Origin of the sequence: Paenibacillus sp. FSL W7-1088, assembly GCF_037969855.1 — a bacterium.
Lineage (GTDB): Bacteria > Bacillota > Bacilli > Paenibacillales > Paenibacillaceae > Paenibacillus.
The window spans coordinates 2,787,030-2,810,488 of the sequence record NZ_CP150216.1; the positions used below are offsets into that span (position 1 = coordinate 2,787,030).

The following is a 23,459-nucleotide window of genomic DNA, read 5'->3' on the forward strand; positions in this document are numbered from 1 at the left end:
TTTGAATGTTAATGAATGGTTTGGATGAAACTATGCGGATTCTTTATAATGAAATCCCGTCGAGGTTTACCTTGGCGGGATTTTTATGCAGGAATAGGGAGATGGAAATCGAAAAAGTTATCCATAATAATGTTTTACTTGAACCCCAGATATTTACTTTAAAGGCCAAGCTAGAATGGATACAGATTACTGATCAAGGAGGTGTACAATTGTCAGAGCATGAGGAACTTTTAGCTGGAGGCAATGTGAACAAGGTTACGAAAGTTGGAAATACAGTTCGTCGTGATGCTAAACCGAATTCATATGTACATGCATTGCTTAAACATCTTGAACAGGTTGGCTACCCCAATTCCCCCAAATACTTGGGACGCGATGAGCAGGGGAGAGAAGTTCTTTCTTATATCGAAGGCGTAGTTTCGGGAAATGAGTATCCAGAAATTGAACGCTACATGTGGTCGGATGAGACGTTAACCGAACTCGCTAAACTTTTGAGAAGTTATCATGATGCAACGTTGGATTTTACAGCTTTTTCGCCTTCATCCAACGCGTATTCAGATAGTGCTCAGCATGAAGTTGTGTGTCATAATGATTTTGCATTGTATAACGTTGTGTTTAAAGAACGGCTTCCTGTAGGAATCATTGATTTTGACATGGCCGGGCCTGGTCCTCGTCTATGGGATATCGTATATACATTGTATACAGCCGTACCGCTTGCAGGCTTTTCACCGGGGAAAGATGAAAGAGAAGTCGTTCCATATCATAAACAGGACCATGCATCTGAGCGAAAAAGACGTATAGCATTATTTTTTAAGGCTTATGATATGGATGTGCCGACAGATTTGAAGGAGTGGGTGATTTCTCGAATTCATTTCATGTGTACCACACTATCTGATCGGGCAGCGTCTGGAGAAATAGCTTTTATCAAAATGATTGAAGAGGGTCATTTGGCTCATTATGAGAAGGAAGTAAGGTTCCTTGAGAAGCATTTTGATGATTGGAGTTAATCCAAATAAAAAAATGAAATGAAACGAGTGATATTATTGTGATCAGATTAATACCTACTACAAGAGAGAACTGGAAAGAGGCATTAAACATACAAGTTCATGCCAATCAAAATCATTATGTTCCATCAGTAGCCGTGTCTCTAGCGAAAGTGCACATTCGTCCCGATGGGGATGAGTACAAGTATCTGCCATTTTGCATATATAATACGGAGGATATGTTAGTGGGTTTTGTTATGATCACTGTCGATGAAACAACAGCTTGGTCCTATTGGTTGAATGGTTTTATGATCGATGCAAGTTATCAAGGTAGGGGATATGGAAAAGCAACGATAGATTCGGTAATTAGCCATATAAAAGAGAACTATGTCCATAGCAAGTGTTTGAATTTAACTGTATGTGCAGAAAATGAAGTCGCCAGAAAGCTATATGAAAAAATGGGGTTTTCAGAGACCGGAGATGTATATGATGGTGAAATGGTTTACCGGTTCGTTTTTTAATTTAACGAGAGGGGTGCAGTGATGATATATCGGAGGAAGACATATGTTGTAGCATCTTCATTCGTAGAAGAGTTTAATGCTTTATTTAATGATATTCTATTACCTTCACAACTCAAGTACGGAGCGAGATTGATTGGAAGATGGCATCAGCATATGGATGATGAAACCAGTGAGATTTTTGCGATGTGGGAATACGATACGTTTGAACAGTATGAAGAGATTGAGCAGAAGATCAAGTCTGACAACGAACATGTCATGCGAGTACAAGAACGTTTTGATCAAATTGGTAGAGATAGATATAAGGAAGTATTTCGAAAAGATATTAAGCAAGATTTCTTTGAATCGACCGTTGACAGAGAGAAGACCATTTTAAAGACATTGTGTAACTAGTACGTAAAAAATCGCCCCCATCTGAGTTGGCCAGTGTGGGGCTGGTTGAAAAACGTTTCAACTTTAGGATAGGTTTTCTTGTGAAAAGAATCGGGTAGATCCCTAATTTGAGAAAAATCTTCAAGTGTGGCATCGTGCTGTTATGTCCCTCTAAACAATGCAGCTCTCCCTTTTTGCACCTCCTATTTCTGCTTAACCAGTACAACACCGATGATGATGACCACAAGCCCAATCCACGTTTTCCAGGTAGGGATCTCCTTCATAAACCAGTATCCCATCCATATGGAGATGAGCACTTCTATGCATTTGGCAATGACCAGAACATAGCCCAGTTGACTAACCGCTTTCAGTCCAAATTTGATGCCGTACCCTACGCTTAGATTAGCAGCGAGAAACAAAGGCAGCATCCAAAGATGGAATTTAAACGTAGACCAGAATTGAGTGTCAATATGCTTGCTTTGATATGAAAAAATAATGTTGATACAGGCTAAGCCAGCAAACATGAGCACAAAGCTGATAAGGTACAGCATAACAACATCACTCCCAGGGATAAGTAGTATAAATAATGTTTCCTCGTACCAAAAAAATTATCCATGGGCATGAAATGCTGTTAGCGAATTTGTTTTTGATCAACGAAAGGAGTTGGCCTGGTAATCGAGAATAAATGAATGAAGCAAACAACTGAGTGGTATGACCAAGTTTCTCGCAAAAAAACACTTTGAAAAGAGGAGTTGAAGGCATGGATATTAAAAACAAGAGTGGAGATGTAATTGGGAAAATTCAGTTTCAGACTAGTGAAGATGAGGGCATGGTACATCAAATTATTATGGATCTGAAGCCAGGTGATGGAAAAGGCATTTATATCTCTAACGCCGAGGACAACAAATTTTCTCAACAAACGAGTTATGCAGCCAGAGATTGGGAGGGAGATTTTGGCGCCTTGAGAGAAAAGCTGCACCCTTGGCAACCCCGTTTTCCAACGTGCTCGGTTGTGCAAGATATTAAAGTATTTCACGGCTTCGATAACCTGTCCGACCAAGAAATAAATGAAATGATTGAAGAAAGCGAAAGGACCGGAAGCAATGTCGTGATAAGAGATTTAAAACCTAATCATGTTATTACAGGCATCAACATCACATATCAATCGGATCGGGGAGTGTTTATGCTTCACGTTTTTGGCACTACCAAGAGCCGAATTCATGTACCGGATACGGAATCATTCAAAATCGAGAAACTGGATGTGCGCGGTCATGAGGCGTATTATATTTCCAATGCTGAGAACAGACAATTGATCTGGATTGAAGAAGATGCGGGTGGTAAGGCATTGCAATATGAGATCATAGTAAGCGATATGTCGCTAGAATGGGTACTGAATATCGCTGAATCCATGATCGAATGACAAATTCAGTTGGGTAGATGGATTTGAATGTCAAACCTGAAACGATCAAGCAGCAAGCGGATTCTGTCCTTAGTTGGCATGTTAATTTCTTTAAGCTATATGGCAAAAAAAAGATATGTTTATGCATGTAATCTGGAAAACATTTCTATGAAGGATTTTACATAAAAGCAATGCAGAATTCATTAAATTCCACACGTCCTTTTATATACTTAGTTTGTTTGACTCAGCGAACTAACAGGACTAGGTGGTTGTTTAAATGTTGAAAAAACGAGACTTGCACGAATGCCACTCACTGTATGATTTGATGGTGGACCCCGCTGTTTTTCCATACGTTCGTCATAAGTGCCGATCTTATGAAGAATATTTATTTGCAACCAAACAGGTGATCGATGAAGAAGAGCAAAACACATGTATTTCCAGAACGATCCTTAATGAGCTGGGACATCCCATCGGAACCATTGATTTATATCACATGGAACATAAGACAGGTTTTCTTGCGACATGGATTGGAGCACCTTATTTCGGAAAAGGTTACAATCAACGAGCAAAGGAAGCCTTTTTCGCTGAGTTATTTCTTCAACATGAAATTGAAACGGTATTTCTTAAAATTCGAAAACAAAACATTCGATCCAAGAAAGCGGTTGGAAAATTGCCTTATGTCAAATTAGCAACTGATATATACCACGAAGTGTATAAGTTAATAAACAATACGGAACAAATCTATGATTTGTATTACGTGAATCGTTCTGACTTTATAACAAGTGAAGAAATGAACCATGTGGTTGCTACGTAACAACTAAAAACGTCTTTCGATATCTATGCAAACGAAATCCCGCCAGGTTTGTCCTGTCGGGATTATTATTATTTTCTTTGATATTCCATAATTATGTTGATAGGAAACAATAAGTAGGGGTGCAGGAATATGGAAATTAAGGTCGAAAGAAGAGATATAAGCAAGAATGAAACAACTTTATAAGCGAATAGCCAAGTATTTTAATTCTGGGGTGATGTAATGGAGATCAAAAAAATAGAGAATCTATCTAATGAAGATTGGCTTCAACTTGGAAGCTTTGGTTATAAATCCACTCAAAAATATGAGCTTACCAAAAAAGAGACACAAGCTTCCTTTAGTATGCATCTAACGTTAATAAATTTGGATGACATCTACGAAAAAGAAGAATTGAACAGTACAGATGATTTGGAACGATATGAAGAAATCATACAACTGGGATATTCTTATGGAATATATATAGATGGGAAAATCATAGCGCTCGCCATTTCTGAACCACAAACTTGGAATAATACGCTGATGATATGGCATCTTCAGGTGAATGAAAAATACATAAGAAAAGGATATGGGAGACTGTTGATCAATAAAGTCAATGAGATTGCCCAGGAACGGGGCTTCAGAGCGATCACGTTAGAAACCCAGAATACGAACGTTCCAGCCATTCATTTTTACATGCAATGTGGTTATCAAATAGAAGGAATTGATGTATCACTATATTCGAATAATCATAGCCAAAAGGAAGAAATAGCTTTGTATATGAGAAAGAAGATCTAATAAGAATGAACCTGGTTATTATCTTGAAATCGCTTAAACCTACTATTTTTGGTGAAGAAAGGAGAGGGTCCACATGATTACGCTCAGAAAAATAACGCTAGAGAACCGACGTTCTATATTTAACCTGGAAGTTTCAGAAGAGCAGCGACAATACGTTGCATCAAACCTTTCAAGTGTAGCATCATGTTATGTTCTTGCAACCAATGGTGGCTCACCGTTTCCGCTTGCCATTTACGCAGATGAGCAGCCTGTAGGTTTTGTAATGATAACTTACGGAATCACGGGTTATGATCTTCCTGTCATTGCTGACCATAGCTATTGTATTTTGCGACTTATGATTGACAAGCATCATCAGAGCATGGGCTATGGCCGGGAAGCATTAAAGAAAATATTGGAGTTTATTCGAACTTTCCCAGCTGGTCCTGCACGTTATTGTTGGATTCCTTATAGTCCCGATAACTTGGCTGCCAAAAAGCTATATGAGAGCTTTGGATTCCATGAAAATGGTGAAGTGTGCCACGACGAGCTCATAACAGTATTGGAACTGTGAATTCTATTTTTAGATGGGGTTATTATACCAATCTTTCAAACTCAGTCTAAAAGCACTTGCTTCCCTGTGTCATAAAGTAAAATTTCAACAGTTGTATTTTTTTACCATACATGATAACGTGATATTAAAACCAACTATTTTAGTTGGAAATGTATTTTGGAGGTATAATTATGACCAACATCGCGAAGAATCTCACAGATCTAATTGGTAATACTCCACTATTGGAGCTCTCTAATTTTGCGAGAAAGTATCAAGTTGAGGCGAAAATCATTGCCAAATTGGAATACTTTAATCCAGCAGGTAGTGTAAAAGATAGAATCGGATATGGAATGATTAAAGACGCTGAAGAGCAGGGGTTAATTAACCAAAATTCAGTGATCATAGAACCAACGAGCGGAAATACAGGTGTTGGGCTTGCTTTTGCAGCTGCAGCATTAGGATACAGATTAATCATAACACTTCCTGAGAGTTTCAGTGTAGAACGTAGGAAGCTTTTGATCGCTTTGGGGGCTGAACTAGTTCTTACACCTGCCACAGAAGGAATGTCTGGAGCCATCAAAAAGGCTGAAGAAATTGCGGCTACAATCCCTAATTCATTTATACCTCAACAGTTTAAAAATCCAGCAAATCCACAAGTACATAAGGTAACAACCGCAGAAGAGATTTGGAGAGATACCGAAGGCAAAGTGGATATTTTTATTGGTGGAGTTGGTACAGGCGGAACCATATCAGGAGTTGGCGAAGCACTTAAACAAAGAAAAGAAGATGTGAAGATTATAGCTGTAGAGCCTTCGGATTCCCCGGTGCTTTCTGGAGGAACTAAAGGAGTGCATACCATTCAAGGAATTGGTGCCGGTTTTGTTCCCGACAACTTTAATAGATCTGTAGTTGATGAGATCGTACAGGTAAGAAATGAAGATGCATTTGAAACAGCACGTTTTTTAGCTAAATCCGAAGGGTTATTAGTTGGTATTTCGTCTGGTGCTGCTGCATATGCAGCAGTGCAAATTGCAAAAAGGCCAGAGAATAAAAATAAAAGTATCGTTGTTCTATTTCCGGATACAGGGGAACGATATTTATCAACAGACCTTTATCCAGAACCATAAGGTGCACGTTATAAGATGCCCTCACCACTTATGCGTTGTGGTGACGAAAAAATAGTATAAGGGTGAATGCAATGACTGTTGGAAGAAAGGTTTTTGTTTTAAAGGAAGAATCACGTATTGATCCTATTAGTAAGGAAACCAGAGAAGTGCTCATTAGTATATACTATCCTTCCAATCCAGTGGAGCATGAGTCGAAGTATATTTCGTTATTTGAACCTAATATCTCTTCCTCTATTGATATGCTCTCTAGTATGGGAGTAGATAAGGATTACATTCGTAATCTGGATACCAAAATACATAATAATGAGAGTGTTGATATTACTGCTAAAAACTGTCCCATTATTTTTATAGCTCCGGCTTTTGGTGTAGTTAGAGATATGTATTCCTTTTGTGTAGAGCATTTAGTGGAGTGCGGATTTGTTGTCATTACCATAGGAGCCACTCATGAATCTATATTTTCCATTTTTCCTGACGGTCGATTTATCCAACAATCCAATGAGATATCCGAAATAGACAGTTTAGATATTCATTCTTGGAAACAATTATTGAAGCTTAGAGTTGAAGATATCAGTTGGGTTTTGAAAAATGTAGATGAGGTCTTGAATTCAGATCAGGATCTTAAGGCCATAGTGGATGTAAATGAAATGGGGATCATTGGTCATTCATTAGGTGGGGCTGCTGCTTATGAATTGCTTAAAAGAGAAAAGAGAATTAAGGCTAGCATTCTATTAGATCCTAGTTTCCATTTAATGAAGACAAGTAAGGAAGAGAGAGTAACTGTTCCGCTATTGGTAGCTCGGCAAGAGAAATGCTCGTTTGAAGAACTGGAAAATGAAATTTCTCCAGACCTATTGCCTTTGTTACTGAGTGGGTATGAGTCTTTGTTTAACTCGAGTGATCTGAATAGCTCATTTATTAAACTAAACGGTGCTCATCATATGACTTTTAGCGATATTCCGATACATTACAACGAAGATGGGATAGAACACAAACATTCCACGATTAATAAGTATATCTCTGCTTTTCTTGAGGAGCATTTAAAGAAGGAAGACAGGAAATTTCATGAGCTGCTGAAAAATAAGATTAATGACGGAATTGATCTATTAGATAGTAAAGGACATGTTATTTAAGGAGGGGACTTGAAATGGTTAGATCACACACGCTTGAAATATTTTAGAGGTAGTTAGCATTAATGAGGAGGAATAACGCGTGGAATTAAATCATTGGTCCGAGGAACTTAATTCTTATAATTTATCAAATGAATATTCCATTCAAAAGGCTGAGCCCGAAGAATGGGGACTGTATTGTTCCGTCTATTATAATATGGCCTATACTGGATTTTTTAGAGAGGAAGATTACTTCACTGTTTCGCGGAATAACTCTTTCTGGATTTATAAAGGAGAGTCAAAAATCGGTGGGGTAAGGATGGCACCTAATTCGTTATATCATCTATTCTTTATTCCCCCGTTCAATGATTCATTTGAGGTACTTAAGCTTCTTAAAAGAATACTCATCAAATGGTCTGATCCAACTCAACGTATTAAGATATATGAAATTCTCCCCGATCAAGTACATTTATTTACGAGGGCTGGATTCTGGCCAGATGAGTTCAGATGTCGCTGGATGCAGCGCCCGACAGATCATTTCAATGTGCATTGGGATCATGATTTTATAGTTAAGAGCCCCGAAATTATCGAGAATGAAATGGGGACTAAGCAATACATAAATGAAGATGAAATTGCTCAGTGTGACTTCGATAGCTTTGTAGGCGGTTTCGAAGCCTTACGCAGAAAGAAGACATCCCTTGAAGACTTTATCCCGAACGAAGAAGTCCATTATACGAATGAGGACCTAACTCAAGCTTCTACACTTGTATATGATAAGGTTACTGGACAGCTCGTAGCCAACTGTCGCCTATGTTTGCAGGACAATCAAGCAGCAGTATATAGCATCGGAGTCAACCCCGCTTACAGAGGGAAAGGACTTGCTACACGCATGCTGCAAAGAGCCCTGACTGAACTAAAAGGCAAGTATCCAGTTCTAAGGTTATATGTCATGGAAGGCAATGATGCAGAGTCTGTCTATTTTAATCTTGGATTTGTTCCCGGTGTTCAAGAGATACAAACGATGTATATTCCTGTACATGAGTAGTCACGGTTAAATTAATCAACTAACATATCCGAGAGAATCTTTTGGACGGGACAGCTTCGCTCTTTTTAATCTCTAGGGTTTCTGTTGCATGAGGAAAGGAAGGTTATTATTGGGACTATATTAATGTTGGTAGTGTCTTTGATTCTTGGTATTTTTGTTGTGAAAATCGGAATGGATAATTCTAAGAGTAACCAGTACACCAAAGAAATATTGCAAGAATTAAGAGAAATCAAGGAGATTCTAAGGGAAGAACGATGAAGACAACATCAAGGAGGAGTTACGGTGCTTTACGATTTAAAAGGCGAAGCCAATATGTCACCTGTTGTTGGGTTGTTATATTCTGCGGTGAAAGAAAACAGCCAACGACTCCAACAAATCACGGGCGGTATGTCGCAAGATGAAATAGATTATAAAGGACCTAATAACAACTTCAATAGTACTGCTCAATTAATAAAACATATTACCTACGTCGATCTGAATTGGGTTTATCGAATAAAGGGACTACCACTTCCTCAGACCTTAAGAGAGCAACATGGCCCTATGATTGATGAAAATGGCAGACTTCCGATGATTCAAGGAATATCTTTGAGTACATTTATGTCGACATATAAAGGTGTCATAGCTATGTTGAAGGACGCGTGTTCACATTTAAAGGATGATGATTTAGCGAGGCTTGTCACTTTTGGACATGAGAATGAGAAGCAAGCGACCATACGCTGGGGTATATGGCATATCGCTGACCATAGTCGTTACCATCAAGCCCACATTAATCAACTTCGAAGATGGTATCATGACGCTCACTAAAGAAAGATGAGAAAGCGGTATGGTAATAAGTTGAGGCACAAAGAAGAGGTGAGGGTATGGAAAATTTATCTGAACTGAACCATGTTAATGTTGAGGAAAACACGATTTTTGAAATACAGGCTGCCCTGGAAAAGGGAGAGCTTTGCTCAAGAGACCTGGTTCTGAATTACTTATATCGTATTGCACAATATGACCAAAATGGGCTAAAGATCAATTCTGTTTTGGAAATAAACCCGGATGCGATTTTTATTGCGGAGGGCTTGGATGCTGAAAGGAAATCAGTGGGACCGAGAGGACTTTTACACGGGATTCCGGTTCTGTTGAAAGATAACATAGAAACCAACGACAGAATGCATACAACTGCTGGAGCACTGGCTTTGGAAACCCATATTAGTTCTAAGGATTCTTTTCTTGTTACTAAACTGAGGGAAGCTGGGGCAATCATACTTGGAAAAACAAATATGACAGAATGGGCAAATGGCATGTCTTCGGATATGTGGGCAGGATACAGCGCCAGAGGTGGACAAGTTTTGAATCCTTATGGCGATTTTTTTCCAGGGGGTTCAAGTACAGGTTCTGCTGCTGCGGTAGCTGCTAACTTTACGATGGTTTCCGTAGGAACCGAAACATCTGGTTCCATATTAAGTCCATCCATTCAGAACTCTATTGTTGGTATAAAGCCAACTGTAGGTTTAATAAGCCGTGGTGGAATAATACCGTTCTCACACTCGCAAGATACTGCTGGTCCAATGGCAAGGACTGTAACAGATGCAGCAATCCTACTAGGAATACTTTCAGGAAAAGACGAGGAGGACCCTGCTACTTGGAAAAATCCGTATTCTACAGTAGACTACACAACATGTTTAGACCTCAATGGGTTGAAAAATGCAAACATAGGCATCTTTAGAAAAGCCCCCCTTACACGATATCGAGATAACGAAGAATATGATGAAGTTCTATTTGAAAACGCTGTAACCCAGATCAAAGAAGCTGGGGCTAATATTATTGAAGATATAGACATCCCATCGTTTGACCGGAAGTGGGAGTGGAACAAGTTGAATCATGAATTTAAGCATAGCGTTGAACATTATCTGCAAAGTCTTCCATCGCATTTACCTGTCCATACCCTCAGTGAATTAATCGAGTGGAATAAGCAAAATGCAGAAAGGGCTTTAAAATATGGGCAAAACCATCTCGAATATAGAGAACAGTTGAATAATCCATTAAATAATTCGAATTACATCTTGGAGTTAATAACGGATCTATATCATTCGCAAAATAACGGCATTGATTATGCTTTACATAACTTTGGACTGGACGCCATTGTTTTCCCCTCTTATGCTGGTGCTGATCTTTGTGCAAGAGCTGGGTATCCATCGATCGCTGTACCTGCGGGATATAAGGAAAGTGGAAGGCCATTTGGAATCACATTTGCAGGTAAAGCCTTTAGTGAATCGGTGTTGATTCGTATTGCCTTTTCCTTTGAACAGCTAACAGCTCATAGAAAAAAACCGAATCTATGATCGAACCTATAGTATTGATAGAACATCGAATAATAGCTTTTGAAGCGCAAGCATATATGTTGGTGTTGCCTTCAAGTCGTTTAAGATGATTATCCAAATGTTTCTTATTGACCGCGTGATAGCCTATGGGCTGGACAGCGGTTTTTTTGTTTCCATCTTTCGAATCCCTATGAATTCCTTTCTATTCATTTTCAACAATTGTGATCAACAATACAGCAATATAGTTCAGATTAGATCGAAATAACTGTGATACAATTCATTGTAAAGCGCTATCATTGTAAATTATTAAACTATATTGCTTTTTATATTCTGGGAAGGGAGATCTTTACTGATGCTAACCATACACACCCCGACGAATATTGCTTTGCAAGAAAATGAAGTTTATGTGCGATCAGAAGCAGATAATTTTCAGGATGAATGGCCTGTTCATACGCATAATGGGTATGAGATACATTATTTTATTCAAGGAGATGCAACCTTTTTAATCGGTGACCGAATATATAAGCCGTTGCCCGGAGATATGTTTATATTCAGAGGCGGTGTGCCGCACCGAATCAATCCTTCAAGAGAAATCGTGTACAAGCGAAGTTTCGTCAATTTCACGGAATTATTGCTTTTGGACATGCTTGCTGTCAGTCAGTTGGAGAATCTGATGTCCATATTCCGTCATCCCAATGGGTTATTGGTGCATTGGCCCCCGGAGGAACGTGAGCATATCACAGGTATATTTAAGGGGATCAAAGAGGAGATGGATGCCGGAAATACAGGATACAAAACCATGGTCAAATTGAGTCTTACCCAATTGCTACTGCGGATTTATCGGAAAATGACCAGTGAGCGATCCGTAAATGATATTTTATTTTCTTCCCAAAAGCAGACAAGCGTAAGCCGGGTTCTTCATTATTTAAACCAGAACTACACGGAGAGTGTCTCTTTGGATGAACTGTCCAAAACACTCCACTTGAATAAGTACTACATTTGTCATTCTTTCAAAGAGACGACGGGATATACGATAAGCAATTATGTAATACGGAAAAGAGTTGCTGAGGCCAAAAAAATGTTGCTGTCTACGGATGCGCCGATCTTGTCCATATCAGAGACACTGGGCTTTAACACACCGGTATATTTTAGCAGGGCCTTTAAACAATATGTGGGTGTATCACCACAGGCATTCCGTAAAAGTGAATTGCTTAAGGAAGCCCAAATTCATTAAACCCTTCCAAGGAGATGTTGATATGACAAGAAGAACAACGTTTAAGCTCATCACTAGCATGGTATTGGTCATGTTACTCATCGTGCTGACTGCTTGCGGGAATTCAGGTACAAGTGCCAATGGAAAACAAGCAACTCTGGATTTCTTGTGGTTCTCTGACGGAAAAGAAGGAGAAGTCATCAAGGAAATCATCAAAGATTATGAGCAGACCAACACCCAGGTTAAGATCAATCTCATTGAAGTCGGCTTCAAGGATATCCAAACCAAATTGAAAACGATGTTATCCGGCGGAAAGCCTCCTGCCCTGAGTCGGGTCACGGATACGGGATCGTTTGCTAATCAGGCCGTTGATCTTACACCTTACATGGGCAATGCGGATCAATTCAAGGATCAATTTATTGACTCCCTTAAACCTTATTATGTTATGAATGACAAGCTGGTAGCTGCGCCTATGGATGTCACAGCGAATGGGCTTATTTATAACAAAACCTTATTTGATAAAGCGGGTGTCAAAGTACCGACCTCTCCTGACCAGGTATGGACGTGGGATGAATACACCGCTGCGTTAAAAGAGGTTATGGACAAAGGCGGGGCACGATATGGCATGGTATGGGATGTCACACCGCATCGATGGTCCACTCTTTTGTACCAGTATGGTGGAAGCATCTTAACAGAGGATGGCAGTGCGGCGGCCATTAACAATGAAGCCGGAATCCGTGCCATGGAGAAGTTCAAGCAGCTTCATCAAGAAGGGATCATGCCCGAATCCGTTTGGCTCGGAGGGGAAAATCCGAACAACCTGTTCCGTTCCGGAACGGTGGCTACTCACTGGGCTGGCAACTGGATGATCAGCAATTACAAGGATATCACCGACTTTGAATGGGGCGTCACTTATATGCCGAAAGAAACTCAACGTTCTTCCGTGCCAGGCGGCAAGTTCCTGATGGCTTTCGAAGGCAGTGGTTATGAGAAGGAAGCGGCAGAATTTATTGAATATCTAACGTCCAAAGAGGTGAATTCCAAATACAATCAGGAGTCGTTGTTCATGAGTCCACGGAAGGACAGCTCTGTGCTGAATTATGAATTTGGCAAGGAGATGTTTGAAATTTTCGCAGATGAACTGAAGAACAGTTCGCCTCTTGCAGCGAATGACTGGTCTAGGCAAACGCTTATATCCAAAATTTCAACGGATTTGAAAAATAATATTATGGACGTTCTGTCTGACAAGGCAACTCCGCAGGAGGCTTTGGATCGAACAGCCAAACTGATTAATGAGGCTATTGGCAGTCAATAAACCTAAAGCCATTTGGTTAGTTCACATAACGGGGGCTTACCGATTCCTGTAAAGCCCCCCTTTCGAATAACGCATAAGGAAGGGGCAAGCAGATGAGTGAAGGACAACGATTAAACAGGAATACGCTGGCAAAACAGAACAGGAAGCTCGTTATTGCTCCTTATCTGTTTATACTTCCCAACCTCCTGATCTTTGGCACTTTTATCGTATTTCCCTCTTTATTGGGCCTCTACTATTCCTTTCATGTCTATGATGGATTGAACCCAATGAAGTTTAACGGGCTGGACAATTATATCAAAATTATAGGGGATCGGGAATTTTGGTCGACCATCGGACGAACGGGGATTTATGCAGCAATTGTTGTCCCGCTAATCTATGCAGCAGCGTTAGGCATTGCTTTACTGCTTGCACGCGAGATTAGAATGCGCGGTTTCTTCAGGGCCGTATTTTACTGGCCGACCATGATTTCTTACATTATCGTAGGGTTGACCTGGAAGTGGATTTTCGGAGATTCATTTGGCATCTTGAATCATCTGTTAACCGTGGTTGGTGTGGAACCGGTCGGCTTTCTAACCTCTTCCTTTTGGGCAAATACGGCTGTAATCATCGCGACGGTATGGTCACGTGCAGGCTTTTTCATGGTCATTTTTATTGCAGGCTTGCAGGCTATACCTACGGATTATTATGAGGCTGCCCGCTTGGACGGGGCAACGGGAATGAAGGTGTTCCGCTATATCACGCTCCCGCTTTTGAAGCCCACAAGCTTGCTTGTTGTGATGCTGACTCTGATTGACGCGTTCAAAGCATTCCCACTTATGTTTGCGCTTACAGGTGGTGGGCCGGGCAAAGAAACCACCTATATTGTTCAATATATTTATGAGATCGGCTTTAACAGACAGGAGCTTGGTCTGGCTAGTGCCATGTCGGTGATGCTGTTTATCCTTATTGGCGGATTCTCGGCGCTGCAATTCCGTCTATCGAAAGGAGGGGCTGTCTGATGGTAATGAAGCCTATGGTCAAAATTGTCATCTACAGTATGTTAAGTGTCGCCGCCGTGGTGTGGCTTCTGCCTGTCCTGTGGGTCGTGATTTCTGCTTTGAAAACGAATAGCGATCTGTATAGTTTCCCACCCAAGCTGTGGCCGCAGCCCGTCACCTTCGAGCATTTCAAGGAGGCATTCAGGAAAGGCGATTTTGGCTTGTATTTTATGAATAGTACGATTGTAACGGTGTCCTCAACGGTGCTGCTGTTATTGATCAATTCCATGGCAGGCTTTGCACTCGCGAAGTATCGCTTCCGCGGAAGCACGATCATATTAATCGGTTTTATCTCAACACTCATGATTCCGATTGAGGTAATCATGATTCCCATATTCAAGGTGCTGAGCGCACTGGGGTTATATAATAGTCTGCTCGCGATTATTATCCCGCCAGCAGCGACCCCAACAGGTGTATTCCTTATGCGGCAGTATTTGTTGTCCGTACCGGACGAGCTGCTGGAGGCTGCCCGGATGGATGGAGCGGGCGAATGGAAAATTTACTGGAGCATTATTCTACCCATAGCGAAGCCGATTCTTGCGGTGCTCGCGATCTTCTCCTTCATGTGGAGATGGGATGATTTTGTATGGCCGTTAATTGCTATTAGTGATCCATCGAAATATACGATTCAGCTTGCGCTTTCTAATTTTATTGGTGAATACAACGTAGATTGGGGAAGTTTGCTAGCGATGTCCGTAATCACGATGCTTCCGGTACTGATTGTTTTTATGGTTTTCCAGCGATATTTTGTCAGCGGTATGATTACTTCAGGAATGAAAGGATGAGTTGAATGTCAGATACCACCCGGAGTGAGATGGATACCTTGAATTATAAACCTATGAAATTAGGTCACAATCAGGTCATTAATCATTGGATGATCAGCGGTATATATACGAAGCCTGTTGCCTTTGTTCCCACAACGATGGAGGGAGATATTAATGATTGGCTTATCGATGGTTTTGCTATTCATGAGAATCCATGCAGAAAGGAATTTGTAGAACATAGGAGAACGCAGCCTGTGAACCGATTTTTTGATCAATGGAGCGAGTTTCCTAGCCCGGGAGACGACTTTGTTGGAGAAGAGAACGGAATGCCTTGGGCACTGTATTCTCCTTGGAATAATCCACGGGTGGAGAAATCAGGATTCTGGTTTGTACCGACACATCTGCGCAGTTACGCGGCGACAAGACTAATTTCTCCGACTGCTCATACCGCCTCTTTGCGAATTAAGACCTATGGCAGTCTGACGTTGTGGATGAATGGGGAAATGGTAACGGATTTTGCGCCACTCATGCGTAACAAGGAGCAGGAAATCGTTATTAAAGCTGAACTTGTAGCCGGAATCAATGAAATCTATGCCTGCTGGGAGGATCTGGCTGAGCGGGATACCATGTATGCTTTTTCGGTGGAATATCTGGGAGACGAGGAATTGGTGATTTCCCTGCCTATTGCTCCTCATTTGGCCGAGTCTGTAAAATCCGCAGAGCAAGCCCTCGAACAGGCTTATTTTCCTTCGGATCTCTTCAGAGGTGAGCAGATTAAGCTCAAGCTGCCGCTTCCCTTACCGGACATCGTTAGAGAGATTGATATCCAGTATGGCAATTTTTTTGATGGCACCGAAAACAAGACAATACACATAGCTGAGAAGGAAACGGAACTGGTTCTGGCACATACCAATGAAATTGGTCATCATTACGTATACTTCACGCTGACGATTTCAGTTTCAAACGTAGCATTGACGAAGAAGTTCGGCTGTCAATCCTACGATACCAGTTATGATGAGGCTGCTCAGCAAACTGCGGATATTGAAGCACGCAAATCTCTGGCTCTGCAATGTATTGCTGAGAAGGGCAGTCCTAACATTCATACGGCTATCGCCATGTTAAAAACAAATGGCAATGTGCAAGAAGCAGAGAACATGCTGCTTGAAGGTGTGGAAGGGATTGAACAACGGAAGGATTGCAGTGACTTCTATCTGGTGGGACTGTTCCGTCTTTGGAGAGATGAGCGAAATAGCGGTCTGTTCAGTGAATTGTTCTGGGATCGGGTAAAAGCAAGTATTCTGGGCTATCGATATTGGATTGATGAACCTGGCGATGATGTGATGTGGTTCTTCAGTGAGAACCATGCCTTGTTGTTCCACACCAATGAGCTGTTAGCCGGACAGTTGTTTGGGGATGAAACATTCAGCAACAGTGGTGAATCCGGTGAAGTACATCGCCAAAAAGCAGAGCAGAGGCTTGCATTATGGTTCGAGCGCTTTTTGGATGAAGGATTGGCAGAATGGAATTCAAGTGCATACATTCCGATTGATGCGGTTGGGCTGCTGCATATCTATGAATTTGCCCATAATGAACAGCTCAGGCAGCAAGCCAAAAAGGCAATGGACCTGTTATTCTATTATATTACCGTTCAGATGCATCAAGGCGTCGTGTCCACAACGTTTGGGCGCAGCTATGAGAAGGAACTGCTGGGTAGTTATGCAGCGGGAACGACTTCCATGTGCTGGATCGCTTATGGCGTTGGCAATGTAAACAATTATTCAATCAGTAATGTTGCCTTGAGTATATCGGATTACAGTCCTCCAGCAGCATATCAGGAGCATCTGCTGCTTGGGGAAAATCAGCAATTGGTGTTCGCCAATCAGCAGGGCAAGGGAGGTTACGCCAAGCTCTATCACTTTCGGACAAATGAATACTCCTTATCATCAATCATTCGCTTTCGTCCAGGCAAGCCAGGTTATCAGGAGCACGTTCAGCATTTATCTCTGTCACCTGAGGCGCAGATTTGGGTGAATCATCCGGCAGAAATATACAAGCATGGGGATGGTCGGCCTTGCTTCTGGGCCGGGAATGGGATATTGCCCGATGTTGTTCAGCATGAAGGGATCGCTTTGATGATGTTTGATATTCCTGCCGATCAGACCGCTGACTGGACACATGCTTATTTTCCTACCCACTCCTTCACAGAATGGGTACAGCATGAGAACTGGCATTTTGCCCGTTTGGATAAGGGGTATGCAGCCATATATGCGGCCAACGGGACGAGTATGGAGAGCAACGGAGTGACAAGAGAGCGCGAACTTATTTCCCCTGGCTTGCGTAACGCCTGGATTATAAGAGCAGGAAGCGAACAGCTATTCGGGTCGTTTGACGCTTTTATCAACCAAGTTCGTTCTGCCAGCCCGGAATTCGATAATCAAGCTTTAACTCTCACGCTAGCAGACCCGGTATATGGTCCAATTCAATGGGGAATGAACAAGCCTTTTCATATTCAAGAAAAGGAAATTGTACATGAAGGTTATGGAGTGAAGGGACAACTGAAGTTACTGGACATGGAGCGCTGAATCGTGTGTAAGAAACCAAGGGAGTGAGAACCAACATGCCGAATCAAATGGTGCTGCAGGAGAGAATAAGCAAGGTATCCCAAGCGATGGAGTCTATGAAAAACACAAGCATCAATGAACAGTTTCCAATCGGATTAATCGACATACATCTATGGGAATGGCCGCAAGGTGTCGGTCTGTATGGCTTGCTTCAACTTCATGAGGCAACGAAGGATGCCAAAGTGCTGGAATTTCTCGAATCATGGTACAATGCAAGGCTGATGGAAGGATTACCGGAAAAAAATGTGAACACCTGCGCTCCGCTCCTTACTTTGATCTCACTATGCGAGCTGACCGGAAACAGGGAGTACGAACATGTCTGTGAGGAGTGGAGCAATTGGATCATGGATGGACTGCTGCGAACCGGAGATGGTGCGTTTCAGCATATGATCACGGGAGACGCCAATGATGGTCAAATTCTGATTGATACCCTGTTTATGACGGTGCTATTTTTGGCCAAGGCAGGGGTATACTTCAAGAAACCGGACATGGTGGAAGAAGCAAAGCGACAGTTCCTTGTGCATATCAAATATCTATACAACAAGAAAACCGGATTGTTCTATCATGGCTGGGATTTCAATGAAAATCATAACTATGGTGCTGTTCATTGGGGAAGGGGCAATGCATGGTATACGGCGGGAGTTATGGATTTCCTGAATATCATTCCGATCGAAGACGGGCTCAAGGCCTATCTGCTGGATACAGCAACCGCTCAAGTAAGAGCACTGAGCAAGCTTCAGGGTGAGGATGGCATGTGGCACACCGTACTGGATGACCCCGCATCTTACAAAGAAACCTCGGCAACAGCAGCGATTGGATACGGCATTCTCAAGGGAATCCGGTATGGATACCTGGATGAATCCTATCGCCAGAATGGCTTGAGTGCGCTTGAAGCGGTGTTGAAACAAATTGATGATCACGGTGTTGTACAGCAGGTGTCCTATGGTACACCTGTGGGGCAGGATGCTCAGTTTTATAAAGATATACCGATCAGTCCGATGGGTTATGGACAAGCACTTACGTTGTTTATCCTGATTGAGGGCTTGCGGGTTCCAACCGCCGAATAGAATAAGGCGGACTTGTACGGAGGATGGGGGATACAGTTTCCTGTATCCTCCTTTTGGTTTGGGATTATTTTGCATTAGAGCTACCTATAATTATGAGTGGAAATTATCATATAAGGAAAAATTAATGGAATATTTTTATCAGATGAGTTAAGCTAACGTTTAGTGCTTGGATATAATTAACATTTTCTATCCATGAGTAAACAAGGGAGGTGATTCCATTGGTAAACAAATAAAATGAGAAAATCTAAATGTTGATTTAAATAAGCATGCAGATTTTCTCTCTTATGGATCAAGAATTTATTATAGAGGAGAATGAACATGCTAAATCAATTAAGTGAAACCATCTATTATCTATCTAACCAAAATGATAAAGAAAGACCGACATTGGGGTTAGTTTGCGGTGATAAATACAGCCTCGTCGTTGACGCTGGAAATTCGGTTCAACATGCAAGGGATTTCTTACATGAGATAGAGAAGTTAAACGTTCCGCCCGTTAAATATGTGGTCATCACTCATGCCCATTGGGATCATTTTTTAGGAATGAATGAATACGAAGCTACGATTGTTATGAATAGTCTAACAAACCAAAAGATGAATGATTGGCGGAACTATTCTTACGATGACCACTCTCTACAGGAGTATATGGATTCCAAGAAGATGACCACACTGTGCATGGAAACGATACAACATGAAATGCCGGACAGAGAAAACTTTCAACTAAGCCACCCGGATATCATTTTTGAAAAATCACTTCATGTGGATTTGGGAAATAAAGTGTGTATTTTGGAAACCATTCGAAGTACGCATACGGATGATTCAACAGTTGTGTATATTCCGGATGAAAAGGTCATTTTTCTGGGGGACAGTGCTTACAACACAACTACAAATTCGCTATATCATATTAAGCAAGACAAGTTATTGCCTATGATTGAGGACATTCAGCAATATGATGCCGTTCATTTCTTGCTTGGCCATGAGTCGATCTGTGACGTGGAGGAGATGGATACGTATTGGAGAGAGCTCATCTCGGCCAATAATGCTGTAAAATCCACATCTTTAGAGGAAGCGATTGAGCGATTTGAGGCAGCCAATGATCGGAAAGCAAATGACAATGAGCTTTTCTTCTTACAAGGATTTGTGAATGATCAGATATTACAATCAAAAGCAACGGCATAAAAGAGTACCATCGACACACAAGAAGGTTTATTACCTGTTCACAACCAAGGATGTAATCACAGCATTACCTATACAGAATTGCTGGAGAAGTTCATTCTCTCCGTTCGTAAATAAGGTTGGAAAGGGCTGCCTGCAGGGCGGCCTTTTTTGCTTATGCTTTCATTCCTCAAGGGTATTCAGAAATCATTGGAAAAAGAGGGTGATCATTGTTAACATGTAATCATAGACAAATACTATGAAATCGTGAGGACAAAAAAAATGAATAACCCTGCTGTTAACGATGAATTGAACATTGTATTGGAAGATCATGAGGAGGATTACCATGCTGTCTGTAGCAATCTGTATCAATACAATCTAAGAGAAACAAATGGTTTGTTAAAGAAACCTGGCAAAAGCATCAATTTGTTTCTAAGGGATAAGACAGGCAAAGCAGTAGGTGGGATCTTCTGTGCTACGTACTGTTATACTTTATATATTGATAACTTTTGGATTGATGAAGAATACAGAGAAAATGGGTATGGGAAATCATTAATCATGCAAGCAGAGAGCATTGCTGTTAGTGAGGGCTGCAAACTTTCGCATACAAGTACATTTTCTTATCAGTCTCCTGAATTTTACAAGAAGATGGGTTACGAAGTGTTTGGAATGATAGATGAATACCCGGAAGGAATTATTCAGTATTTCTTGAAGAAAAGATTATAGACTTACATAGGAATCTCAGCAACATTATATAACATCTACAAAGGAGAAATGATATGACCGTCGTTGGAATCTTGGGGACAATTCATAATCAAGAATTAAGAGAGAAATATAATAGTTCACTTACCCTGTATGAGGATCTGATCACTGAATTCAACCCGGATATCATCTGCGGTGAAGTGCATCCCCAGAGTTGGAAGAAGTATATCAAGGATAAACAGGATAAGGGATATTGGGGGGAGCCAGCCAGTGAGTATTGGGAGCTTATCTTTCCATTATGCGAAGAACGGAATATAGAGTTTGTACCTATTGACTGGTTTGAGTTGGATGTCTGGAATGATTTTGATCCATTTAACGGTTTCTCAGAAGAGCAGCGTAAAGCATTGGAGAAGATCGATGATGAATGGTTTGCTAAACGAATGAATACACATGATGTTGGATCGATTCCCTTTAACTCGGATGCGTTTGATACGATGACCAAACAGAAATATGAATGGTTGGATCAGATTAATCCAAAAGCAAATAACTTTAGATGGATCGTACGAAATCAGATCATGATTCAACGTGTGAAGAACACATATCATTCGAATCCGGGTAAGAAAATTCTATGTGTTGTGGGAGCAGATCATAATTATATTTTCAAAGAGGAATTGATTAACGAACCTATTGCATTGGTATATCCATTACGATAGTTCAATTAATAGAATGTAAACCTTCAGGAGGATTATGCCATGATCAGATTGTGCAACAGCATGGACGCAGATGCAATGGTTGAGATCATTAATGATGCAGCAAAGGCATACCAGGGTGTAATTCCTGAGGATCGCTATCATGAACCCTATATGCCATTGCAAGAATTGAATCAGGAAATCCATGATGGCGTCGTATTCTGGGGCTTTGAAGAAAATAATAGATTATGGGGCGTTATGGGAATTCAGGATAAAGGTGATGTTGCTTTAATCAGGCACGCATATGTAAGAACTCACCAACGGGGGAGCGGAATAGGCACAAAGCTGTTGGCTCATCTGGTGGCATCCACCGATAAACCGATATTAATAGGAACCTGGGACTCCGCAGAATGGGCTATAAAATTCTATTTGAAAAATGGTTTTACCCTAGTTTCTTCGGATGAGAAGAAGCAGTTATTAACTCGATACTGGAACGTTCCCGAAAGACAAATCGAGACTTCTGTCGTTTTATGTGACGAGAAGTGGGGCAATGTTGGAATGTAAGAGAATCTTTCCGAGGCTTAAGAATCACTAAATGATGAGAGGTGCCTGAATGCTTTATCATTTTAGCGAGGTTTCAGATATCCAGGTTTTTATTCCAAGAGAGAAACAAAACAGAGCTGAATTTCCAGCAGTGGTGTGGGCTATTGATGAAGAGCATGAATATTCATATTACTTTCCAAGAGATTGCCCGAGAATCATCTGTAAAAAGACAGACACTTTAAGTGATGAAAATAAGGATAAGTTTTTCAAACATTCTAATGCAGATATCATCGTTACGGTTGAAAGTTCATGGTATCCGAGGATTATGAATCAGATCATATACAGGTATCATTTCGATGATACCAATTTTGAACTCTTTGATCCAACCGCGGGATACTACATTTCTCATCAGGTTACTAAGCCTCTACAAATAGACCGTATAGATGGTTTAATGGAGAGATTATTTAAGAAAGGAATTGAACTCAGATTTACTCCAAATTTGCACCCAATGAGAGAGGCGATACTTACATCGGATTTCAAAGAATTTGGAATACATCGATTCAATAACGCAACGAAAGTTTAGAATGATTACATTTCGCTATGAACTGCACGCATCCCGATAATGAGATTGATTTGTTCGTGCAGCAGTTATAGGCTTTTTTTACGGTACAGAATCTTCTATTTCGTATATAATAGAAATTCATATGAGTCTTTATAACTACATAACATCGTGAGGTGCACCAATCTTATGCCAACCATCTATGACTTTAGCGTAACCAAAACGAGTGGAGAGCGTTTCCCGCTCTATCAATACGAAGGAAAACCTGTACTGATCGTGAATACAGCGAGCAAGTGTAAGTACACGCATCAGTTCGACGACATGCAGAAGCTTTATGACCGATATAAAGGGCAAGGGCTTCAGATCATTGGTTTCCCGTGTAATCAGTTTGCGGAGCAAGAGCCGGGAAGCAGCGAAGAGGCGGAGTCCTTTTGTCAGATTAACTATGGCGTGAAATTCCCCATGTTCTCCAAAATGGATGTCAATGGAGAAGCGGCACATCCGCTGTATGACTTTTTGAAAAAGTCGGGACCTTTTGCAGGTTTTGATGAGTCAGATGTGCAAGCGAAACTGTTGAAGCTGATGGTGGCGGACAAAGCACCGGAATGGTTGCATGGTGATGCAATCAAGTGGAACTTCACGAAATTTCTGATTGATGCCGAAGGGCATGTGGTTAAACGTTTTGAACCTGTTGATTCGATTGACGAGATTCAGGCGAGTATAGAACAGCTTCTGTAAGTTATCTTTCCCAATCTCCCAAAGGGCCATGACACGTACCGTGCAAACAAGCGGATATGTGCATGGCCTTCTATATTTCAAAGTCTGTCCAG

The 23,459-nt window shown here is 41.1% G+C and carries 25 protein-coding genes; 24 read left to right on the plus strand and 1 reads right to left on the minus strand.

All coding sequences use genetic code 11. From position 1 onward, the window contains the following. The first annotated feature begins 5 nt into the window (after positions 1-5). Genes MKY42_RS12925 through MKY42_RS12935 form a run of 3 tightly spaced genes read left to right on the plus strand, consistent with a single transcriptional unit; the run spans position 6 to position 1,891 of the window. Positions 6-1,004, plus strand: coding sequence for an aminoglycoside phosphotransferase family protein (locus MKY42_RS12925; RefSeq protein WP_339851498.1), 999 nt, complete (start codon positions 6-8; stop codon positions 1,002-1,004). A gap of 35 nt (positions 1,005-1,039) precedes the next feature. Next, complete coding sequence (locus MKY42_RS12930; RefSeq protein ID WP_339852879.1) at positions 1,040-1,501, plus strand: GNAT family N-acetyltransferase; 462 nt, start codon at positions 1,040-1,042, stop codon at positions 1,499-1,501. A gap of 21 nt (positions 1,502-1,522) precedes the next feature. Continuing rightward, positions 1,523-1,891: an NIPSNAP family protein gene (locus MKY42_RS12935; RefSeq protein ID WP_090896420.1), complete on the plus strand. Its 369-nt coding sequence runs from the start codon at positions 1,523-1,525 to the stop codon at positions 1,889-1,891. A 182-nt stretch (positions 1,892-2,073) separates the two neighbouring features. Here the strand turns inward: MKY42_RS12935 and MKY42_RS12940 are convergent, their stop codons facing one another. Beyond that, positions 2,074-2,421: a hypothetical protein gene (locus tag MKY42_RS12940; RefSeq protein ID WP_179265108.1), complete on the minus strand. Its 348-nt coding sequence runs from the start codon at positions 2,419-2,421 to the stop codon at positions 2,074-2,076. Positions 2,422-2,630: 209 nt separating this feature from the next. Between MKY42_RS12940 and MKY42_RS12945 the strand changes: the two genes are divergently transcribed. The 21 genes from MKY42_RS12945 to MKY42_RS13045 all read left to right on the plus strand — a co-directional run bounded on the left by MKY42_RS12945 (position 2,631) and on the right by MKY42_RS13045 (position 23,367). Continuing rightward, complete coding sequence (locus tag MKY42_RS12945; RefSeq protein WP_090896425.1) at positions 2,631-3,290, plus strand: DUF4367 domain-containing protein; 660 nt, start codon at positions 2,631-2,633, stop codon at positions 3,288-3,290. 256 nt (positions 3,291-3,546) lie between these two features. Further along, on the plus strand, positions 3,547-4,083 hold the full coding sequence (locus MKY42_RS12950) for a GNAT family protein (RefSeq protein ID WP_179265106.1): 537 nt from the start codon (positions 3,547-3,549) through the stop codon (positions 4,081-4,083). 219 nt (positions 4,084-4,302) lie between these two features. Next, positions 4,303-4,854: a GNAT family N-acetyltransferase gene (locus tag MKY42_RS12955; protein ID WP_090896430.1), complete on the plus strand. Its 552-nt coding sequence runs from the start codon at positions 4,303-4,305 to the stop codon at positions 4,852-4,854. A 73-nt stretch (positions 4,855-4,927) separates the two neighbouring features. Further along, on the plus strand, positions 4,928-5,404 hold the full coding sequence (locus MKY42_RS12960) for a GNAT family N-acetyltransferase (protein WP_090896434.1): 477 nt from the start codon (positions 4,928-4,930) through the stop codon (positions 5,402-5,404). Positions 5,405-5,574: 170 nt separating this feature from the next. Continuing rightward, positions 5,575-6,510, plus strand: coding sequence for a cysteine synthase A (cysK, locus tag MKY42_RS12965; RefSeq protein WP_339851505.1), 936 nt, complete (start codon positions 5,575-5,577; stop codon positions 6,508-6,510). Positions 6,511-6,581: 71 nt separating this feature from the next. Further along, positions 6,582-7,640: a hypothetical protein gene (locus MKY42_RS12970; RefSeq protein WP_339851507.1), complete on the plus strand. Its 1,059-nt coding sequence runs from the start codon at positions 6,582-6,584 to the stop codon at positions 7,638-7,640. Positions 7,641-7,719: 79 nt separating this feature from the next. Continuing rightward, a complete protein-coding gene (locus tag MKY42_RS12975) occupies positions 7,720-8,661 on the plus strand; it encodes a GNAT family N-acetyltransferase (protein ID WP_339851510.1) in 942 nt (313 codons plus the stop codon). A gap of 282 nt (positions 8,662-8,943) precedes the next feature. Next, on the plus strand, positions 8,944-9,465 hold the full coding sequence (locus MKY42_RS12980) for a DinB family protein (protein ID WP_090896446.1): 522 nt from the start codon (positions 8,944-8,946) through the stop codon (positions 9,463-9,465). Between the two features lie 56 nt (positions 9,466-9,521). Next, positions 9,522-10,988 carry an amidase family protein gene (locus MKY42_RS12985; protein WP_090896449.1) on the plus strand — a complete coding sequence of 489 codons (1,467 nt, stop codon included), beginning with the start codon at positions 9,522-9,524 and terminating at the stop codon, positions 10,986-10,988. Between the two features lie 331 nt (positions 10,989-11,319). Further along, positions 11,320-12,201, plus strand: a complete 882-nt coding sequence (locus MKY42_RS12990) for an AraC family transcriptional regulator (RefSeq protein WP_339851515.1) — start codon at positions 11,320-11,322, stop codon at positions 12,199-12,201. A gap of 22 nt (positions 12,202-12,223) precedes the next feature. After that, complete coding sequence (locus MKY42_RS12995; protein ID WP_090896456.1) at positions 12,224-13,495, plus strand: sugar ABC transporter substrate-binding protein; 1,272 nt, start codon at positions 12,224-12,226, stop codon at positions 13,493-13,495. Positions 13,496-13,587: 92 nt separating this feature from the next. Further along, entirely contained in the window at positions 13,588-14,493 is a 906-nt protein-coding gene (locus MKY42_RS13000) for a sugar ABC transporter permease (protein WP_090896461.1), read from the plus strand. Then, positions 14,493-15,317 carry a carbohydrate ABC transporter permease gene (locus tag MKY42_RS13005; protein ID WP_090896462.1) on the plus strand — a complete coding sequence of 275 codons (825 nt, stop codon included), beginning with the start codon at positions 14,493-14,495 and terminating at the stop codon, positions 15,315-15,317. The genes MKY42_RS13000 and MKY42_RS13005 overlap by 1 nt, the downstream gene beginning before the upstream one ends. 5 nt (positions 15,318-15,322) lie before the next feature. Then, positions 15,323-17,878, plus strand: a complete 2,556-nt coding sequence (locus MKY42_RS13010; RefSeq protein ID WP_179265100.1) for a hypothetical protein — start codon at positions 15,323-15,325, stop codon at positions 17,876-17,878. A gap of 35 nt (positions 17,879-17,913) precedes the next feature. Beyond that, positions 17,914-18,984: a glycoside hydrolase family 88 protein gene (locus tag MKY42_RS13015; protein WP_090896468.1), complete on the plus strand. Its 1,071-nt coding sequence runs from the start codon at positions 17,914-17,916 to the stop codon at positions 18,982-18,984. Positions 18,985-19,302: 318 nt separating this feature from the next. Further along, positions 19,303-20,160 carry an MBL fold metallo-hydrolase gene (locus tag MKY42_RS13020; protein ID WP_339851522.1) on the plus strand — a complete coding sequence of 286 codons (858 nt, stop codon included), beginning with the start codon at positions 19,303-19,305 and terminating at the stop codon, positions 20,158-20,160. Between the two features lie 258 nt (positions 20,161-20,418). Then, positions 20,419-20,862 carry a GNAT family N-acetyltransferase gene (locus MKY42_RS13025; protein WP_090896474.1) on the plus strand — a complete coding sequence of 148 codons (444 nt, stop codon included), beginning with the start codon at positions 20,419-20,421 and terminating at the stop codon, positions 20,860-20,862. A gap of 53 nt (positions 20,863-20,915) precedes the next feature. Then, positions 20,916-21,551 (plus strand): hypothetical protein, encoded by a 636-nt coding sequence (locus tag MKY42_RS13030; protein ID WP_339851525.1) that lies wholly within the window; start codon positions 20,916-20,918, stop codon positions 21,549-21,551. Between the two features lie 39 nt (positions 21,552-21,590). Beyond that, positions 21,591-22,091 (plus strand): GNAT family N-acetyltransferase, encoded by a 501-nt coding sequence (locus MKY42_RS13035; RefSeq protein ID WP_090896480.1) that lies wholly within the window; start codon positions 21,591-21,593, stop codon positions 22,089-22,091. 49 nt (positions 22,092-22,140) lie between these two features. Further along, positions 22,141-22,653, plus strand: coding sequence for a DUF6886 family protein (locus MKY42_RS13040; RefSeq protein ID WP_339851528.1), 513 nt, complete (start codon positions 22,141-22,143; stop codon positions 22,651-22,653). 165 nt (positions 22,654-22,818) lie between these two features. Beyond that, positions 22,819-23,367 (plus strand): glutathione peroxidase, encoded by a 549-nt coding sequence (locus MKY42_RS13045; protein WP_090896485.1) that lies wholly within the window; start codon positions 22,819-22,821, stop codon positions 23,365-23,367. Positions 23,368-23,459: the final 92 nt, after the last annotated feature.

Excerpts from the sequence above, each read along its gene's own strand:
- MKY42_RS12925 (WP_339851498.1), top strand. The coding sequence starts at position 6 with ATGTTAATGAATGGTTTGGATGAAACTATGCGGATTCTTTATAATGAA.
- MKY42_RS12935 (WP_090896420.1), top strand. The coding sequence starts at position 1,523 with ATGATATATCGGAGGAAGACATATGTTGTAGCATCTTCATTCGTAGAA.
- MKY42_RS12940 (WP_179265108.1), bottom strand. The coding sequence starts at position 2,421 with ATGCTGTACCTTATCAGCTTTGTGCTCATGTTTGCTGGCTTAGCCTGT.
- MKY42_RS12945 (WP_090896425.1), top strand. The coding sequence starts at position 2,631 with ATGGATATTAAAAACAAGAGTGGAGATGTAATTGGGAAAATTCAGTTT.
- MKY42_RS12950 (WP_179265106.1), top strand. The coding sequence starts at position 3,547 with ATGTTGAAAAAACGAGACTTGCACGAATGCCACTCACTGTATGATTTG.
- MKY42_RS12955 (WP_090896430.1), top strand. The coding sequence starts at position 4,303 with ATGGAGATCAAAAAAATAGAGAATCTATCTAATGAAGATTGGCTTCAA.
- MKY42_RS12960 (WP_090896434.1), top strand. The coding sequence starts at position 4,928 with ATGATTACGCTCAGAAAAATAACGCTAGAGAACCGACGTTCTATATTT.
- cysK (WP_339851505.1), top strand. The coding sequence starts at position 5,575 with ATGACCAACATCGCGAAGAATCTCACAGATCTAATTGGTAATACTCCA.
- MKY42_RS12970 (WP_339851507.1), top strand. The coding sequence starts at position 6,582 with ATGACTGTTGGAAGAAAGGTTTTTGTTTTAAAGGAAGAATCACGTATT.
- MKY42_RS12985 (WP_090896449.1), top strand. The coding sequence starts at position 9,522 with ATGGAAAATTTATCTGAACTGAACCATGTTAATGTTGAGGAAAACACG.
- MKY42_RS12990 (WP_339851515.1), top strand. The coding sequence starts at position 11,320 with ATGCTAACCATACACACCCCGACGAATATTGCTTTGCAAGAAAATGAA.
- MKY42_RS12995 (WP_090896456.1), top strand. The coding sequence starts at position 12,224 with ATGACAAGAAGAACAACGTTTAAGCTCATCACTAGCATGGTATTGGTC.
- MKY42_RS13000 (WP_090896461.1), top strand. The coding sequence starts at position 13,588 with ATGAGTGAAGGACAACGATTAAACAGGAATACGCTGGCAAAACAGAAC.
- MKY42_RS13005 (WP_090896462.1), top strand. The coding sequence starts at position 14,493 with ATGGTAATGAAGCCTATGGTCAAAATTGTCATCTACAGTATGTTAAGT.
- MKY42_RS13010 (WP_179265100.1), top strand. The coding sequence starts at position 15,323 with ATGTCAGATACCACCCGGAGTGAGATGGATACCTTGAATTATAAACCT.
- MKY42_RS13015 (WP_090896468.1), top strand. The coding sequence starts at position 17,914 with ATGCCGAATCAAATGGTGCTGCAGGAGAGAATAAGCAAGGTATCCCAA.
- MKY42_RS13020 (WP_339851522.1), top strand. The coding sequence starts at position 19,303 with ATGCTAAATCAATTAAGTGAAACCATCTATTATCTATCTAACCAAAAT.
- MKY42_RS13025 (WP_090896474.1), top strand. The coding sequence starts at position 20,419 with ATGAATAACCCTGCTGTTAACGATGAATTGAACATTGTATTGGAAGAT.
- MKY42_RS13030 (WP_339851525.1), top strand. The coding sequence starts at position 20,916 with ATGACCGTCGTTGGAATCTTGGGGACAATTCATAATCAAGAATTAAGA.
- MKY42_RS13035 (WP_090896480.1), top strand. The coding sequence starts at position 21,591 with ATGATCAGATTGTGCAACAGCATGGACGCAGATGCAATGGTTGAGATC.
- MKY42_RS13040 (WP_339851528.1), top strand. The coding sequence starts at position 22,141 with ATGCTTTATCATTTTAGCGAGGTTTCAGATATCCAGGTTTTTATTCCA.
- MKY42_RS13045 (WP_090896485.1), top strand. The coding sequence starts at position 22,819 with ATGCCAACCATCTATGACTTTAGCGTAACCAAAACGAGTGGAGAGCGT.